Source organism: Porphyrobacter sp. ULC335 (genome assembly GCF_025917005.1).
GTDB lineage: Bacteria > Pseudomonadota > Alphaproteobacteria > Sphingomonadales > Sphingomonadaceae > Erythrobacter.
The window spans coordinates 3,063,662-3,078,927 of record NZ_CP078091.1 but is presented as its reverse complement, the minus strand read 5'-3'; the positions used below and the strand labels follow the sequence as shown (position 1 = coordinate 3,078,927).

General features: G+C 66.7%; 13 protein-coding genes. 4 read left to right on the top strand and 9 right to left on the bottom strand.

Annotated features, from left to right (window positions below; translation table 11 throughout):
* Nucleotides 1–140: 140 nt before the first annotated feature.
* From KVF90_RS14815 to tsaD, 5 genes are all read right to left on the bottom strand, one after another.
* Nucleotides 141–497: a response regulator gene (locus KVF90_RS14815; RefSeq protein ID WP_264392339.1), complete on the bottom strand. Its 357-nt coding sequence runs from the start codon at nt 495–497 to the stop codon at nt 141–143.
* Nucleotides 498–570: 73 nt separating this feature from the next.
* Nucleotides 571–1,149: a hypothetical protein gene (locus KVF90_RS14810; protein ID WP_264392338.1), complete on the bottom strand. Its 579-nt coding sequence runs from the start codon at nt 1,147–1,149 to the stop codon at nt 571–573.
* 85 nt (nt 1,150–1,234) lie between these two features.
* Nucleotides 1,235–2,755, bottom strand: a complete 1,521-nt coding sequence (locus KVF90_RS14805; protein WP_264392337.1) for a lipopolysaccharide biosynthesis protein — start codon at nt 2,753–2,755, stop codon at nt 1,235–1,237.
* On the bottom strand, nt 2,752–3,765 hold the full coding sequence (locus tag KVF90_RS14800) for an NAD(P)H-dependent glycerol-3-phosphate dehydrogenase (protein ID WP_264392336.1): 1,014 nt from the start codon (nt 3,763–3,765) through the stop codon (nt 2,752–2,754). The genes KVF90_RS14805 and KVF90_RS14800 overlap by 4 nt, the downstream gene beginning before the upstream one ends.
* Nucleotides 3,762–4,835: a tRNA (adenosine(37)-N6)-threonylcarbamoyltransferase complex transferase subunit TsaD gene (gene tsaD / locus KVF90_RS14795; RefSeq protein ID WP_264392335.1), complete on the bottom strand. Its 1,074-nt coding sequence runs from the start codon at nt 4,833–4,835 to the stop codon at nt 3,762–3,764. The genes KVF90_RS14800 and tsaD overlap by 4 nt, the downstream gene beginning before the upstream one ends.
* A 44-nt stretch (nt 4,836–4,879) precedes the next feature.
* Between tsaD and hemC the strand changes: the two genes are divergently transcribed.
* Genes hemC through KVF90_RS14780 form a run of 3 tightly spaced genes read left to right on the top strand, consistent with a single transcriptional unit; the run spans nt 4,880 to nt 7,508 of the window.
* Complete coding sequence (gene hemC / locus KVF90_RS14790; protein WP_264392334.1) at nt 4,880–5,836, top strand: hydroxymethylbilane synthase; 957 nt, start codon at nt 4,880–4,882, stop codon at nt 5,834–5,836.
* Nucleotides 5,833–6,549 (top strand): uroporphyrinogen-III synthase, encoded by a 717-nt coding sequence (locus KVF90_RS14785; RefSeq protein ID WP_264392333.1) that lies wholly within the window; start codon nt 5,833–5,835, stop codon nt 6,547–6,549. Before hemC ends, KVF90_RS14785 begins: the two co-directional genes overlap by 4 nt.
* Before the next feature lie 47 nt (nt 6,550–6,596).
* On the top strand, nt 6,597–7,508 hold the full coding sequence (locus tag KVF90_RS14780) for a hypothetical protein (protein WP_264392332.1): 912 nt from the start codon (nt 6,597–6,599) through the stop codon (nt 7,506–7,508).
* Here the strand turns inward: KVF90_RS14780 and KVF90_RS14775 are convergent.
* Nucleotides 7,498–8,733 (bottom strand): UbiH/UbiF/VisC/COQ6 family ubiquinone biosynthesis hydroxylase, encoded by a 1,236-nt coding sequence (locus KVF90_RS14775; protein WP_264392331.1) that lies wholly within the window; start codon nt 8,731–8,733, stop codon nt 7,498–7,500. The genes KVF90_RS14780 and KVF90_RS14775 overlap by 11 nt on opposite strands.
* A gap of 50 nt (nt 8,734–8,783) precedes the next feature.
* Between KVF90_RS14775 and KVF90_RS14770 the strand changes: the two genes are divergently transcribed.
* Nucleotides 8,784–10,859, top strand: a complete 2,076-nt coding sequence (locus KVF90_RS14770; protein ID WP_264392330.1) for a protein-disulfide reductase DsbD family protein — start codon at nt 8,784–8,786, stop codon at nt 10,857–10,859.
* Here KVF90_RS14770 and KVF90_RS14765 read toward each other — a convergent pair.
* Genes KVF90_RS14765 through uvrB form a run of 3 tightly spaced genes read right to left on the bottom strand, consistent with a single transcriptional unit; the run spans nt 10,845 to nt 15,194 of the window.
* The gene (locus KVF90_RS14765) at nt 10,845–11,450 is read right to left on the bottom strand and encodes a hypothetical protein (RefSeq protein WP_264392329.1); all 606 of its coding nucleotides are present in this window, start codon (nt 11,448–11,450) and stop codon (nt 10,845–10,847) included. The genes KVF90_RS14770 and KVF90_RS14765 overlap by 15 nt on opposite strands.
* Nucleotides 11,447–12,952, bottom strand: a complete 1,506-nt coding sequence (locus tag KVF90_RS14760) for a S10 family peptidase (RefSeq protein WP_413677034.1) — start codon at nt 12,950–12,952, stop codon at nt 11,447–11,449. The genes KVF90_RS14765 and KVF90_RS14760 overlap by 4 nt, the downstream gene beginning before the upstream one ends.
* Nucleotides 12,953–12,998: 46 nt before the next feature.
* Nucleotides 12,999–15,194: an excinuclease ABC subunit UvrB gene (uvrB, locus tag KVF90_RS14755; protein WP_264392327.1), complete on the bottom strand. Its 2,196-nt coding sequence runs from the start codon at nt 15,192–15,194 to the stop codon at nt 12,999–13,001.
* Between the last annotated feature and the right edge of the window lie 72 nt (nt 15,195–15,266).

The following is a 15,266-nucleotide window of genomic DNA, read 5'->3' as shown; positions in this document are numbered from 1 at the left end:
CGCTTGCCTTCGCAGGCTTGGCATTGAGGGGCAAGGGGGTGCGCCTTTCAGGGTCGTGCGGATCGATCTTGTCCTCCACTTCTCCCCGGGCCTGACCCGCGGAGAAGTGTGGGTTTTTGAAACGCGGCTGCATTAGCCCCTCAGGCCGGCATCAGCACCCGGCTGACGGCATCCAGCAATTGCGCGGGCGGGCAGGGCTTGGCCAGCATCGTCGCGCCCGGAAAGCGCGCCGCGACCGCGCCTGCGTTGGCCGGTTCGGAATGGAGGATCACCGGCACATTGTCGTCGATCAGCTTCTGCGCCAGTTCATAGGTCAGCCCGTCGGCCAGCTCGATATCGAGCAGCGCAAGATCGGGTTTTTCCTTCTGGCAGGCGAGCATCGCGGAGGAAATTCCGGCATGCGGTCCTTCAACCTCGTAGCCCGCTTCCTCGAATGTGTCGCACAGATCGAAGGCGGTAATGTACTCGTCTTCGGCCACAAGGATTCGCAAAGCCATCGGTATTCTCCCGTCTTATCGAATCCCACGAGCGGGACTGTAACACGGATTGGACGTCAAGCTTGCGAGAATTCTATCCGTTCTTGCCGAATTGTGCAGCAAAGCCGTTTTCATCGCCTGCGGCCAACAACTTGGACTGTTCGACCCACTGGTCACGGGTAATGCGCCCTGAAAAGCGGCCGAGCTTTGCGTCGAGGCGTTCGACTTCATCCGGAGTCATGGCAGCGATCTGCGCAAAGGAATTGATGCCGAACTCTCCCAGCAAGGACGCGATCTTGGGGCCGAGGCCCTTGATGCGGGTCAGATCATCGCCTGCGCCGGGCGCCGGGGTGGTCACAACCGGGGCGGTTTCGGGGCCGGCTTCATCATCTGTGCCGAGCGGCGATGCGGCGACAGCCTGCGAGTTGGCTGCGGCAGAGGTGGCACCCTGAATGATCTCGATCCCGCGCGGGGCATCGATCAGCGCCTGATTGCGGGCGGCAGGCGCGGCGCCTTCGTCCAGCACGTCACGGCCGATGGCAGGCGCGGTGCCATCTTCATCGATCACGCGGGCCTTGCGGCTGGCGCGCGTGAACAGCCAGATGGCCAGCACCAGCGCAACCAGACCAAGCAGGATCAGCGGAAGATAGGAGGTCAGATCGGCGGCAATCATGCGTGTCTCTCCGGCAAGAATCGGAATGGTTTCGTGCCCTCTAGCAGCCTCGCCCCGCTTCGCCCAAGTGCAGGTTGCTTTTGCTCTAGGGCAGGTCGGCCACCGGATCGGGGACAACCTGCTTGCGGAACAGCACCTTGTCGCCATCGTCGAAACCGCGCCGCCAGATGGTGAAAGCATAGGTGCCAAGGATCGCGGGGATGCCGAACACCAGTTCGATCCACTCGGGCGTCCATGTGAAGGCGTATCCGACCACCACCGCCGGTGCGGCGGCATAGACCAGCGCCCAGCGCCAGTTGCTGACCGGCGCCTTGAGCAGGTGCTTGAGCAGCAGCGCCTTGACCAGGCTGGACACCGACAGCGCGATCAGCAGCGCGCCCGCCGCGCTGGCCGTCTCGAAGCCTTCGCCAAACCCGATACGTTCGGCGCCCTTGATGAGTCCTATGGTCAGCCCTGCCTGAAGCGCGATGATCCCGACCGATATGGCAAGGTTGCGCTTGCGGGCGATGTAGACAAGCACGCTCTCGGAGACGACCGCCATCGATGCGGCGACCTCGGCGGCGAGGAGGAAGGCAAGCGCAGCGGTGCCCGCGACATAGTCCGGCCCCCACAGCCCCATCACAGCCTCGCCCGGCACGCCCAGCACCAATGCGATGCCGAGCTGCACGGCGATGATCCAGAACCCCACCTGCTGCACCTGCGCGGCAATCGCGCCCATGTTGCCGATCCGCAGGTTCTTGGTGATGACCGGCGAGAGGATCGGTTCGAAACTGGTTTTCAGCTTCTGCGGCAGCGATGCGATCTGCTGCGCGGCGTAATAGATGCCGACCGCCTGCGGGGGCGCAAGCAGGCCGAGGATGAAGATATCGAGCAGCCGTGTGCCGCGTTCGATCGCGTCGGCCCCCACCAGCGGGAAGGCGCGCGAAGACATGGCGAGCAGCGCGCGGCCCTGGGGGTTCCAGCCTTTGGGAAGGCCATATCCGCGCAGGAACGGCCACAAGGCGGTCAGCAATCCGGCATAGATCGAGGTGATGAAGGCCAGCGCAAGGCCGCCGTCGCGGGTCGCGGGGATGAAGAAGAACACCCCGGCGCAAATCGAGATTGTCCACGGCTCGACGATCGCCCGCGCCCGAACCATGGTGGCGATGTCGAAGCGATAGGCCTGCGCGGCGAGCAGGATCTCGGTGACGGCGAAGGCGGGGATGGCAGCGACCAGCCAGATATCCGTTTGGCTGTTCATCCCGTTCGGGAACATCGGGTCGGGGAAGTTCAGCAGTAACAACGCCGCGGCGGTGGAAAAGCCGAGCGCCAGCAACAAGCCGTCATAGACGAGGTTGGTTTCCGCAGCCCGGTCCTGCCCCGCACCTTCGGACAGGCGCTGCGCCAGTCCGCGCTTTTCCCCCAGCGAACAGATCAGCGCGATAATCTCGATCAGCACCAGTGCCGAGGCGAAGCGGCCCAGCGCCTCGGCCCCGTAAAGGCGGGTGGCGATGACGAGGAAAGGGATACGCGCGATCAACCGGACGGCGAAGCCCATCGTGTTCGTCCGCCCGCCCTTGGCCAGCCGGGCGATGTCGTCGGTCGAGTCGGCGGCGGGGGCGGTCATGCGCCCGCACCCTCGGGCCGGTCGCGTTCGGCCTTGAGCGGGCGGGCCAGCAGCGCGGCAACGGCGTGGCGCGCGTCCTCGCCCTTCAGGATTGCATCGACCGCGGCGACGATCGGCATCGGCACGCCGCGCTTTTCGGCAAGATCGGCAAGAACCGGGGCGGTGAAGGCGCCTTCGGCGACGGTGCGCCGGTCCGCCATCAGGTCGGCGGCGCTGGCCCCTTCGCCGAGCGCCTTGCCGAGCGAGAAATTGCGGCTGGAGGTGCTGGAGCAGGTCAGCACCAGATCACCCAGACCGCACAGACCGGCGAGTGTCTCGGCCCGCGCGCCGAGCGCCTCGCCAAACCGTAGCATCTCGGCATAGCCGCGCGCGATCAGCGCCGCGCGGGCGTTCTGGCCCAGCGCAAGACCGTCAACCACGCCGCAGGCAATCGCGAGCACATTCTTGACCGCGCCGCCGATTTCCGCGCCGGTGACATCGTCGGAATAATAGGGCCGGAAGGCAGGCCGCGCGAGGGCGGGGGCAAGCCGTTCCCACTGCACACGTCCGCCGCCGCACGCCAGCGTGACGGCGGTGGGCAGGCCAGCGGCGACCTCATGCGCGAAAGTCGGCCCCGACAGCACGGCGATGGCGCTGTGCGGCGAGGCTTCGCGCGCGACATCGTTCATCAGCTTGCCGGTCCCCGCCTCGATCCCCTTGGAACACAGCACCAGATCGCGCGGCGGCGTGGCGAGGCCGGAAAGCACCTTGCCCAGCACCTGCGCGGGTGTGACGACCAGCACTGTGTCGATCGCAGCCAGATCGGTCAGATCACCCGTCGCGCGGATCGTCGGGGCGAGGGCGGCAGAGGGGAGGTAGAGCGGGTTGCGATGATCGGCATTGATGGCGGCGACCACTTCCGGCTCGTAAGCCCACAGCACCACATCGCGCCCGTCGCTGGCGAGCATCTGCGCCAGCGCTGTCCCCCACGCGCCAGCGCCGATCACGCCGATGGTTTCCGCTTGGCTCATGCTTTCACCCCCGCACCGCGGACCGCCTCGGCGCTCATGTCGAGCGGCCAGCGCGGGCGCGCCATGAAATCGAGCGGGTCGCCAGCGGCAAATTCGCCGCCAAGCGCGAGCCGCTCGCATCCCGCCCAGGCGATCATCGCTGCATTGTCGGTGCACAGCGCCAGCGGCGGTGCGGTGAAGCGCATTGCGTGCCTGGCGGCAAGTGCTTCAAGCGCCGCGCGCACAGTCTTGTTCGCGGCCACGCCCCCGGCAACCACCAATGCCGGGAAGGGGCCTGCGGTGTCCATCGCGCGCTGGAGCCTGTCGATCAGGCAATCGACGGCGGCTTGCTGGAAGCTGGCACAGATGTCCGCATTGCTGTGCGCGCCGCTGTCAGAGGCCCGCAGCACCGCGCTTTTCAGCCCGGCGAAAGAGAAGTGCGGTTCGCCCGATCCCTTCAGGGGACGCGGTAGCGGCACGGCCTTGGGATCGCCCTCCAGCGCCAGCCGCTCCACAGCAGGTCCGCCGGGGTAACCGAGCCCGAGAATCTTGGCGGTCTTGTCAAAAGCCTCGCCCAGTGCGTCGTCAATGGTCGTGGCGAGGCGGCGGTATTGGCCGACGCCTTCGACGGCAAGGATCTGGCAATGCCCGCCGGAAACGAGCAGCAGCAGATAGGGAAATTCCAGCCCGTCATCCGCCAACCGCGGGGAGAGCGCATGGCCTTCAAGGTGATTGATCGCCAGCAGCGGCTTGTCCGCCGCCATTGCCAGCGCCTTGGCGGTTACGAGGCCGACCATCACGCCGCCGATCAGTCCCGGCCCGGCGGTTGCGGCAATCGCGTCGACATCATCCAGCGCCACGCACGCTTCGGTCATCACCTTTTCGAGCATCGGCGCCAACCGCTCGGCATGGGCGCGTGCGGCGATTTCGGGGACGACGCCCCCATAGGGCGCGTGTTCGGCTTCCTGACTGGCGATGGCCTGCGCCACGATCACGCGGTCGCCGCGCACAAGCGCAACGGCGGTTTCGTCGCAGCTCGATTCGATCCCGAGAACGAGCGGCGTTTCAGAGGTGTGCGTGACCGATCCCATCCGGCTTCCATCTAGTGCCTGTGGAGGCTAGAGCAAGCGCGGCTATGACAGAAGCATCCTCAACGAGCCCGAGACTTCGCCTCGGCACCCGCAATTCTCCCTTGGCAATGGCACAGGCGGTCGAAACCCGCGCGCGCCTGTGCGCCGCCCACGGCTGGAGCGAGGACGAGATCGAACTCGTCCCCGTGCTGGCGAGCGGCGACAAGGTGCTCGACCGGCCTTTGTCGGAAATCGGCGGCAAGGCGCTGTGGACCAAGGAACTGGATCAATGGCTCGGCGAAGGCCGGATTGACCTCTCGGTGCATTCGGCCAAGGATGTCGAGACGATCCGCCCGCGTGAATTCCACTTCCCGGCCTTCCTGCCGCGCGCCGACCGGCGTGACAGTCTGGTGGGCGCAGCCAGCATTGCCGCCATCCCGCAAGGTGCGGTCGTCGGCACCAGTGCGCCGCGCCGTGCCGCGCAGCTTCTCAACCTGCGGCCCGATTGCAAGGTCGTGACCTTCCGCGGGAACGTGGCGACGCGGCTGTCCAAGCTGGCAGCGGGCGAGGCGGAAGTGACCTTCCTTGCCGCCGCCGGGCTTGAGCGGCTGGACCAGACCGAAGTCGGCGTGCCGCTGGGTTCGGACGAATGGATCCCCGCCGCCGCGCAGGGCGTGATCGCGATCGAATGCCGCGCCGATGATGCCACAACCACCGCGCTGCTTGCCGCCATCGATCACGCGCCGACCCGCGCCGAGTTGGAGGCAGAGCGTGCGCTGCTCGCCGAACTGGGCGGCACCTGCCACTCGCCTGTCGCGGTGCTGTGCGAATTGGCAGAGGGCGAACTCGCCATGCGTGCCGCGCTGTTCAGCCCGGACGGGGCAGAACGGATTGAAGGCACTGCAACCTTCGCACCTGGCGACCATGCACCGGTGAAGGCGCTGGCTGCCGACCTGCTGGCCCGCGCCACGCCTGCCATCGCCGCGCATTTCCGCGCTTCCGATATCCACAAGGGCGGATGAGCTTCCGCCTGCTCGCGCTGCGCCCGGAGCCGGGGCTGACCGCGACGCTGGACAAAGCCCGCGCGCTGGGCCTCGACATCACGGGGCAGGCATTGTCCGAAATCCGTGCGCTTGATTGGGTTTGCCCTGATGTGGCGGCAATTGACGGCCTGCTGATCGGCAGCGCCAACGCGATCCTGCACGGCGGCGACAATCTCGCGCTGCTGACCGGCAAGCCCGTTTATGCCGTGGGCGAGGCGACGGCTGCGGCCGCGCGCGCTGCGGGGTTCACCGTTGCCATGACCGGCAGCGGGGGACTTCAAGGCGTGCTCGATGCCATTGCCGGGCCTTGCCACCTGCTGCGCATCGCTGGCGAGGAGCACGTGCCGCTCACCCCGCCGCCCGGCGTGACTTTTGCCGAGGTGATCGCCTATCGCAGCGTGATGCTTCCGCTCGATCCGGTGGCTCAACTGCTGGCGCAGGGGGATGCGCTGGTGCTGCTCCATTCCGCCGCCACCGCGAGCCATTTTGCCGCCGAATGCGACCGGCTGGGCCTTGCGCGGGAACACATCACGCTCGCCGCGCTCGGCCCGCGCATTGCCGATGCCGCGGCGTCAGGATGGCGCGCGGTTCACACCGCCGCACGCCCTGACGAGGCTGCACTGTTGCAATTGGCATTTGACTTGTGCAGCCAGCCGCGCTCCATTCCCCACTCATCGCCCCGGCAGCCGTAACTACGGCGTCGGAGACGCAAAAAACATGGTCGCAAGAACGGATACAGATGGCATCGCAACCGGGACCATCGCTGCAAGATAGCGCCCGCAAGCCCGGATCGGGCCGGGCGCTTCTGCTTGCCGTTTTGCTCGCATTTCTCGCGGGCGGGGCGCTGGTGGGCTGGGCGGTATGGCAATATGTCGGGCCCGGCAGCGACCCTGCACCGCGTCAGGGAGTCGTGGCCGATGCGGGTGCGGGCGCAGAGCCCAAGCCTGCGCTCACCGCCAGCCCGACGCCGCTTGCCGCTGCCAAGGAGGCCGAGCAGGCGGTCGAGCGTGTGGCCGAACAGCAGGGCGGGCTTGACCAGCGTCTCGCTGCAGCCGAGCAGCGGCTCACCCAGCTTGATCTTCAGGCGCAGGCCGCCGCCGGCAATGCCGCCCGCGCCGAGAGCCTGCTGATCGCCTTTGCCACCCGCCGCGCTGTCGAACGCGGGGCCGAGCTTGGCTATCTGTCCGATCAATTGCGGCTGCGGTTTGGCGACCAGTGGCCCAATGCGGTGGGAAACATCATCGAATTTTCGCGCAATCCGATCCGGCTCGACAGCCTCGTCGCGCGGCTTGAAGGCCTCGCCCCGCAGCTGCGCGAAAGCGGCGAGGGCCCGTCGTGGGGTGCCTTCAAGCGCGAGATGAAGCAGCTGTTCGTGTTCCGCCGCGAAAGCACCCCTTCGCCCGAGCCGCAGCGCAGGCTCGACCGTGCGCGCTGGGCGCTGGAGCAGGGCCGCTATCAGGCGGCAATCGACGAGGTGAAGGGCATGCCCGGCGCGGCCAAGGCCGAGGCCTGGATCAAGGATGCCGAACGTTACAAGAAGGCGATGGACGCGCTGGAGGTGATCGAAACCGCCGCCGTGCTCGACCAGCGCGGCTTGCGTGACGGGGCGGGCAATCCGGTGCGGCAGTTGAGCCCGCTGATCAGGCCCTGAGGATTTCCGGCAGGTCGCCCGAAACGCCCCGCGCTTCGTCCATGAAGAAGCTCTTGAGCATCGGGGTGCGCTGCACTGCGGCCATGCCGAGCCGCCGAACCGCCGATGCAGCCTTCCCCGGAACGCCAAACAGCCGCGTCAGCCCGTCGGTCGCCAGCGCCACCATGAAGCTGTCGAGCCCGCGCCAGGTCTCGTAACGCTTGAGCAGTTCCGGATCGCCCGGATCGAGGCCGAGCCGCGCACCGTCTGCCAGCACTTCGACCAGCGCGCCCACATCCCGCAGGCCGAGGTTAAGGCCCTGACCCGCAATCGGGTGAATGCCGTGCGCCGAATCGCCGATCAGCGCGAGGCGTTCGGACGTGATCTTGGCAGTGTGGTGGAAGCCCAGCGGCCAGCTTGAGCGGTGGCCGACGGTCTTCACCTTGCCCAGCACGCCGCCCATGCGCTTTTCCACCTCGGCGAGGAAGGCGCGGTCGCCCAGCTTCATCACGCCTGCGCCGTCCGCTTCGGACACGGTCCACACCAGCGAGGAACGGTGCGTGCCATCGGCATCATCGTTCAGAGGCAGCAGCGCGAAGGGGCCTGCCGGGTAGAAGATTTCCCACGCGACGTTCCCGTGCGGCTTTTCGTGGGTCAGCCCGGCGATGATCGCGCGGTGCTTGTAATCCCACTTGGCGATCGAAATGCCCGCCGCGTCGCGGGTGGGCGACTGGCGGCCCTCGGCGGCGACCATCAACCGGCCTTTCAGCTTCTGCCCGTCTGCCAGCACGGCGGCGACGCCATATTCGCTGCGCTGCCGCTCGGTCACATGAGCCTTGGCGACCCAGTTGATGAGCGGCTCGCGCGCGGCCGCCTCGAACAGCGCGAGGCGCAAGCGGCGGTTGGGGAACATCCGGCCCAAGGTGCCGCCGCCCTCGCCGGGGACGAAATCGAGCCGTCCGGGCTTGTTCTGGTCGGTCACCGCGATGGCCGCGATGTCGCAGGCGAACTGCTCCAGCCCCTCGGCAATCCCGATATTCTCGAACAGGTGCCAGCTCGCGGTCGAGATCGCGGTGGCGCGGTCGTCAAAGCCTTCTGCGGTCAGCTCGGCCGGATCGGCGCGGTCGATCACGTGGCTCGACATGCCCTTCTTCGCCGCCGCCAGCGCCAGCGTCATGCCGACGAGGCCGCCGCCCAGGATCACCAGATCGCGGGGTTCCTGCGTATTGTCTGAAGTCGCTGTCACCTTGGCCGCTCCGATTGCGAAACTATCCCGTCATGCCTAGAGCTCTATCCGTGCGTCACGCAAGAATCTTCCCTTCGCTCACCCGACAATTCGCTGCATGGGTGCTTGCGCTTGCCGCAAGTCTGGTGCTGGCGCTGCCTGCGTTCGGGCAGGAGGCTGGGCCGCGCAAGGCGCAGTTCGGCGATGAGAATATCGCGGTCGAACTCCATGCCGAGGGCGCGCCTGCCGAGGGCAAGGAATGGCTGCTCGCGCTGCGCTTCACACCCAGCGCGCCCGAATGGCACGGCTATTGGTCGAACCCCGGCGATGCGGGGCAGGGGATGCGGCTGACGCTCGACCTGCCGCCCGATTGGGAAGTGGGCGAGGCGCGCTATCCAGTGCCCAAGCGGCTCACCATCAGCGGGCTGATGAACCATATCTACGAAGGCCCCTATACCGTGCTGGTGCCGGTCACCCCGGGGCCGAGCGTCAAAGGCTTTGCCGCAGGCGCGGTGAAGGGTCATATCGAATACCTCGCCTGCACCGACCAGATCTGCGTCCCGCAGGATGCGTTGCTCGAGGCGAAACCGGGCGGCGATTTTGCGCGGTGGCGGGCCGAGGTCGCGCCGCTGCTCGATGCCAAGGCGCGGTTTGCGATCACCGGCAAGACTTTGCGCATCGCCATCCCGCTTCCGGTGGGCATGGGCCTCAGCGATCCGCACGTGTTCATCGGCAACGAGCGGCTGGTTGCCTATGCCGCGCCGCAGACTTTCCGCCGGGTCGGCGATGTGCTGGTGGCCGAGATTCCGCTCGACCCCTATGGCACGGGCAAGGCCAAGTCTCTGTCCGGGATCCTCGCCTTTGGTGACGGGGGCGGGGTGCGCTTTACCGCGGCGCTGGGTGCGGTGCCCAAGGGCGGGGACATCGTCGCCGGAGCGCAGAACGCGCCCGCGCCGCCGCTGTGGACGCTGATCCTCGGCGCGCTGGTGGGCGGATTGCTGCTCAACATCATGCCCTGCGTCTTCCCGATCCTCAGCCTGAAAGCCATCGCGCTGGCCCGCGCAGGCGAAAGCGAGAGCCGTGCGCGCGCCGAGGGGCTGGCCTATACGGCGGGCGTCGTCGTCGCCTGCCTCGCACTTGGCGCGCTGCTGCTGGCGCTGCGGGCGGCGGGGGAGCAAGTCGGCTGGGCCTTCCAACTGCAAGAACCCGGCGTCGTGGTTGCATTGCTGGTGCTGGCCGCCGCGATCACCGCCAACTTTGCCGGACTGTTCGAGCTGCCGACGATCTCGATGAGCATGGGGGGCGAGCGCACCGGCGCCTTCGCCACCGGATTGCTGGCGGCGTTTGTGGCGACGCCCTGCACCGGCCCGTTCATGGCGGCGGCGCTGGGCGCGGCCTTGCTGCTGCCGATCCCGCAGGCGCTGCTGCTGTTCGCGTTGCTGGGGCTGGGGCTGGCGCTGCCGTTCCTTGCTCTGGGCTTCGTGCCGCCCTTGCGGCGGATGCTGCCCAAGCCCGGCGCTTGGATGGAGCGGTTCCGGCGGATCATGGCGGTGCCCATGGCGCTGACCGCGCTCGCGCTGCTGTGGCTGACGGTACAACTGGGGGGCAAGCCCTTCGGCCTGATCGCGCTGGTGCTGGTTGCGGGCGTGGTGCTGGCGCTGTTTGTGGTGGGCAAGCTGCAACGCGGGGGCAAGATGGCCTGGCCCGCCTTCGGCCTTGTCGCCGCGCCGTTCCTCGCCTTTGCCCTGATCGCGCTGCCTTCGGTCTATGAAAGCAAAGCGAGCGCTCCGAAGGCGAGCATCCACAAGCCGCAAAGCTTCACCCCCGATACGCTTGCCAAGGCGCGCGCGTCCGGCAAGCCGGTGTTCGTGTGGTTCACCGCTGACTGGTGTGTCACCTGCAAGGTCAACGAGGCCGCCGCCATCGAGCGCGAGAGCGTGCGCGATGCCTTCGAGAAGGCGGGCGTGATAACGATCGTGGGCGATTGGACGAAGCGCGACGAGGCGATCACGCAGTTCCTGACGCAGCAAGGCGCAGCGGGCGTGCCGCTCTACCTATGGTACGCGCCGGGAGCGTCAGCGCCGCAGCAATTGCCGCAGGTGCTCACCCCAGACCTGCTTGAGGCGCAGGCCTCAGGGGATCGGTGACAGCTCCGGCGTAAACTGCACGGTCTCGACCGGCGGCAACTTCGGCGGTTCACCACGGCACGCTTCGACCAGCGCCATCGGCAGCGGGCTCGGATTGAGCCGCACCAGCCCCGCGCCCGGCACCGTCACGGTCGCCTCGCGTTCGGGCTTCAGCGCGGTCCATTCGCGCTGGCCCGCAGGCACATCGCCCTGCCAGAAAGATTTGCCCGCAATCTCTGTCGCATCGACCGGGAAGCGTCCGATCCAGCCATTGCCGATCAGCGCCAGCAACGCAGATGCACCCTCGTCAGCCGGGGCGTGGCGGGTGATCCGCAGCTTGGCTTCGGGCGTGGCGGGGGAGAGACACTCGATTGCCAGCAACACCGGCTGGCCGGGAATGCCGTAAACCAGCCGCAGCGGATTAGCCGTGCTCGCCCAGACCGCGCCGGTGGTGTCGGGCGAGGGGATCGGCGCGGAAGGCCCGCGCGTGGGCGCATCCAGCGAAACCCGCGCCACGGCCGCATCGGTCGGCGGCGGCTTGCATCCTGCCAGTCCGGCGCAGAGCGCGAGCCCTGCCAGCAACGCGCCTAGGCGCACACGCGTGGGTCTCATCGGGCGCGGATGAAGTCGCGGATATCGGCCGAAAGCTTCGCCCGGTCCTCGTCGCGGATATACATCATGTGGCCCGCGTCGTAATATTTCCACGTGATCCGGTCCTGCGGAATGCCCGGCCGCTTCAGCGAATATTCCGCGCCGAAGAAGGGCGTGGCAAAATCATAATAGCCTTGCGCGTTGAACAGGCGCAGCTGCGAATTCTGGCGCATCGCCTGCCCGATCAGCGGCGCGACGTTGAGATAGGCACCGCGGAACGACCCGTCGAGGCTCCAGTCCCAATTGCGCCCGGGTTCGCGCCCGATCGACTGATATTCGCGGTCGGTCCGGTAACCCAGCGTATCGCGCGCCCAGCTGTTGATCCCGGCGGTGTAGCCCGCATCAATGCCGTAGAAGCTGGGGTCATTGTCTGGCGTCTCGCCCGCGCTGTCGTAATCAGTGCCGGTGTAGCGCGCGTCGAGCCTGCCGATGGTCTGGCCCCGGTCGCGCAGCAGCTCCTTGTAGAAGCGCTGGTCGGTGACACGCAGATTGGCGGCATCGAGATAGGTTTCGGACAGGCCGGTGAGTCGCGAGAGTTCCTTGCGCACCGCGGCGCGTTCTTCGGCGGGCAGGTCCTGCCCCTTGAGCAGCGCGGTGGCGAAAGGACCGATGGCAAAGCGGCGGGCCTCCTCGCTGATCGCCTCGACCGACTCCGCCTTGACCTTGCCGTGGTAAAAAGCGGCAGCCGCCATGTTGGGCAGGGTAACGACATAGGCCATCTCGTTGCCCGGTGTGGTGTCCTCCACGCCGAAATCGAGGATCGTCGAAATCAGGATCAGCCCGTTGAGGCCGACGTCGTTATAAGTGCCGCCTTCCAGCTCGTCGGCGACCATCGCGGTGCGGGTGGTGCCGTAGCTTTCTCCGCCGAGGAACTTGGGGCTGTTCCAGCGGCCATTATCGTTGATCCAGCGACGGATCACCTTGGCAACGGCGCGGCCATCTTGACGAAGACCGTAGTATTTCTTGGGATCGGTCCCCTGTGTCAGGTGGCTGAAGCCGGTGCCCGGCGGATCGATGAACACAAGGTCTGCGACGTCGAGCAGGCTGTCGGGGTTGTCGAGCAGCGGATAGGGGGGCGCGCCATCATCACGCGCGTCAGAAGGGATCGCGACGCGCTTGGGCCCGAAAGCGCCCATCTGCAACCAGACGGAGCCCGAACCCGGCCCGCCATTATAGATGAAGAACACCGGGCGCGTCGGGTCAGCGGGGGTTTTGATGTACGAGGTGGTAACAATCACCGCCTCGGCCTTGCCCGCATCGTCGGTCAGGATCGTATCGCCGATGGTCGCGCGGTAGGTGATGCGCTGCCCGCCGAACGTGCCCGCCAGATCGCGGGTGCGCACCTGCGGGGTGGGCGCGGGCTTGGCCGCAGCGTCGGACTTGGGTTCGTCCTGCGCAAGGGTGGGGACGGTGAGGGCGAGAGTGCTGGCAGCGGCCAGCGCGGCAAGGAATCGGGCGTTCATGCCGGTGAGGGTTGGCAGGGTTGCGCGGGCCATTCAAGGGGCGGGGCTAAGGCTTCCCACCCATCTTCTTGTAACGCGTCTTGCCGAAGCGGGTCTTGCGCGTCCCCGGCTTGCCCTCGTTGCTCCGCCCGACGATCGGCGCGCGTTTTTCGCCGTCGGGGATGCCGAGTTCATCCGCTTCCAGTCGCCGGATCTCGTCGCGCAATCTGCCCGCTTCCTCGAACTCGAGGTTCGCTGCCGCGTTGCGCATCCGCTTTTCGAGGTCTTCGATGTAGCTGCGCAGGTTATGCCCGACGAGGTTGTTGCGCTCCGGATCGCCGGTGTCGACCAGCACAGAATCCTGCGCCGCCGAATGCGCGACGATATCGTGGATGTTGCGCTTGATCGTGGTTGGCGTGATGCCGTGCTCGGTGTTGTAAGCCTCCTGCTTGGATCGGCGGCGGTCGGTTTCGGCGAGCGCGCGTTCCATGCTGCCGGTGATGCGGTCGGCATAGAGGATCACGCGGCCATCGACGTTGCGCGCGGCGCGGCCAATGGTCTGGATCAGCGAGGTTTCGCTGCGCAGAAAGCCTTCCTTGTCGGCGTCGAGGATCGTCACCAGCCCGCATTCGGGAATGTCGAGGCCTTCGCGCAGAAGGTTGATGCCGACCAGCACGTCGTACACGCCGAGGCGCAGGTCGCGGATCAGCTCGATACGTTCGAGCGTTTCCACGTCCGAGTGCATGTAACGCACCCGCACGCCGGCTTCGTGCATGAATTCGGTGAGGTCTTCGGCCATGCGCTTGGTGAGCGTGGTGACAAGCGTGCGGTAGCCCTTGGCGGCGGTTGCCTTGCATTCGACGATGCAGTCCTGCACCTGATCCTCGACCGGGCGGATCTCGACCGGGGGGTCGATCAGGCCGGTGGGGCGGATCACCTGTTCGGCGAAGACGCCGCCGGTCTGGTCCATTTCCCAATGGCCCGGCGTCGCCGAGACCGCAAAGGTCTGCGGGCGCATCGCGTCCCACTCGTTGAACCTGAGCGGACGATTGTCGATGCAGCTCGGCAGGCGGAAGCCGTATTCGGCCAACGTCAGCTTGCGGCGGTGGTCACCCTTGGCCATCGCGCCGATCTGCGGCACGGTCTGGTGGCTTTCATCAACGAACAGCAGCGCATTTTCGGGCAGGTATTCGAACAGCGTCGGCGGCGGTTCGCCCGGGAGGCGGCCCGTGAGGAAGCGCGAGTAGTTTTCGATGCCGGCGCATGATCCGGTCGCGGCGATCATCTCAAGGTCGAAATGGGTGCGCTGTTCGAGCCGCTGGCGTTCCAGCAGCTTGCCCTCTGCCTCCAGTTCCTTGAGCCGTTCTTCCAGCTCGAACTTGATGGCCGCCGCCGCCTGCTTCATCGTCGGCCCCGGCGTGACGTAGTGCGAATTGGCATAGACCCGCACCTTCTCCAGCGCGGCCCCCTTGGTGCCGGTCAGCGGGTCGAATTCGCTGATCCCCTCGATCTCGTCACCGAAGAAGCTGACGCGCCACGCCATGTCTTCATAGTGCGAGGGGAAGATTTCCAGGCTGTCGCCGCGCACCCTGAAGCAGCCGCGCGTGAAGGCGGCGTCGTTGCGCTTGTATTGCAGCGCGACGAGTTTGCGGATCAATTCACGCTGGTCGACGACCTCGCCCACCTTGATATCGAAGATCATCGCCGAATAGGTCTCGACCGATCCGATCCCGTAAAGGCACGAGACCGAGGCGACGATGATCACATCGTCACGCTCCAGCAGCGCGCGGGTGGCCGAATGGCGCATCCGGTCGATCGCCTCGTTCACGCTCGACTCTTTCTCGATATAGGTATCGGAGCGCGGCACGTAGGCTTCGGGCTGGTAGTAGTCGTAGTAGCTGACGAAATACTCGACCGCGTTTTCGGGGAAGAAGCTCTTGAACTCCCCGTAAAGCTGCGCGGCCAGAATCTTGTTGGGGGCAAGGATCAGGGCGGGGCGCTGCAAGGTCTCGATAACCTTGGCCATGGTGAAGGTCTTGCCCGAGCCGGTGACGCCGAGCAGCACCTGCGTCTTCTCGCCCGCCAGCGCGCTTTGCGTCAGTTCCGCAATCGCGGTCGGCTGGTCGCCCGCCGGTTCGTATTCCGAGACGAGCTTGAACGGAATGCCGCCCATCGACTTGTCGGGACGCGTAGGGCGGTGCGGGGTGAAGTCCGCGCCCGTTTCGGGCTCGTCCAGTCCCCTGCGGATCACGAGTTCGGCCATGGCCTATGTATGGGGAACAAAGCATGGACGTGCAAGGCGGCCCGCGGTGACTTGCGCGCTTTTCATGGCACG

What these genes read in the sequence shown, in the direction of transcription:
- KVF90_RS14760 (WP_413677034.1), bottom strand. Translation starts at nt 12,952, where the DNA reads ATGAACGCCCGATTCCTTGCCGCGCTGGCCGCTGCCAGCACTCTCGCC.
- KVF90_RS14800 (WP_264392336.1), bottom strand. Translation starts at nt 3,765, where the DNA reads ATGAGCCAAGCGGAAACCATCGGCGTGATCGGCGCTGGCGCGTGGGGG.
- KVF90_RS14815 (WP_264392339.1), bottom strand. Translation starts at nt 497, where the DNA reads ATGGCTTTGCGAATCCTTGTGGCCGAAGACGAGTACATTACCGCCTTC.
- KVF90_RS14780 (WP_264392332.1), top strand. Translation starts at nt 6,597, where the DNA reads ATGGCATCGCAACCGGGACCATCGCTGCAAGATAGCGCCCGCAAGCCC.
- uvrB (WP_264392327.1), bottom strand. Translation starts at nt 15,194, where the DNA reads ATGGCCGAACTCGTGATCCGCAGGGGACTGGACGAGCCCGAAACGGGC.
- KVF90_RS14805 (WP_264392337.1), bottom strand. Translation starts at nt 2,755, where the DNA reads ATGACCGCCCCCGCCGCCGACTCGACCGACGACATCGCCCGGCTGGCC.
- tsaD (WP_264392335.1), bottom strand. Translation starts at nt 4,835, where the DNA reads ATGGGATCGGTCACGCACACCTCTGAAACGCCGCTCGTTCTCGGGATC.
- KVF90_RS14765 (WP_264392329.1), bottom strand. Translation starts at nt 11,450, where the DNA reads ATGAGACCCACGCGTGTGCGCCTAGGCGCGTTGCTGGCAGGGCTCGCG.
- hemC (WP_264392334.1), top strand. Translation starts at nt 4,880, where the DNA reads ATGACAGAAGCATCCTCAACGAGCCCGAGACTTCGCCTCGGCACCCGC.
- KVF90_RS14810 (WP_264392338.1), bottom strand. Translation starts at nt 1,149, where the DNA reads ATGATTGCCGCCGATCTGACCTCCTATCTTCCGCTGATCCTGCTTGGT.
- KVF90_RS14785 (WP_264392333.1), top strand. Translation starts at nt 5,833, where the DNA reads ATGAGCTTCCGCCTGCTCGCGCTGCGCCCGGAGCCGGGGCTGACCGCG.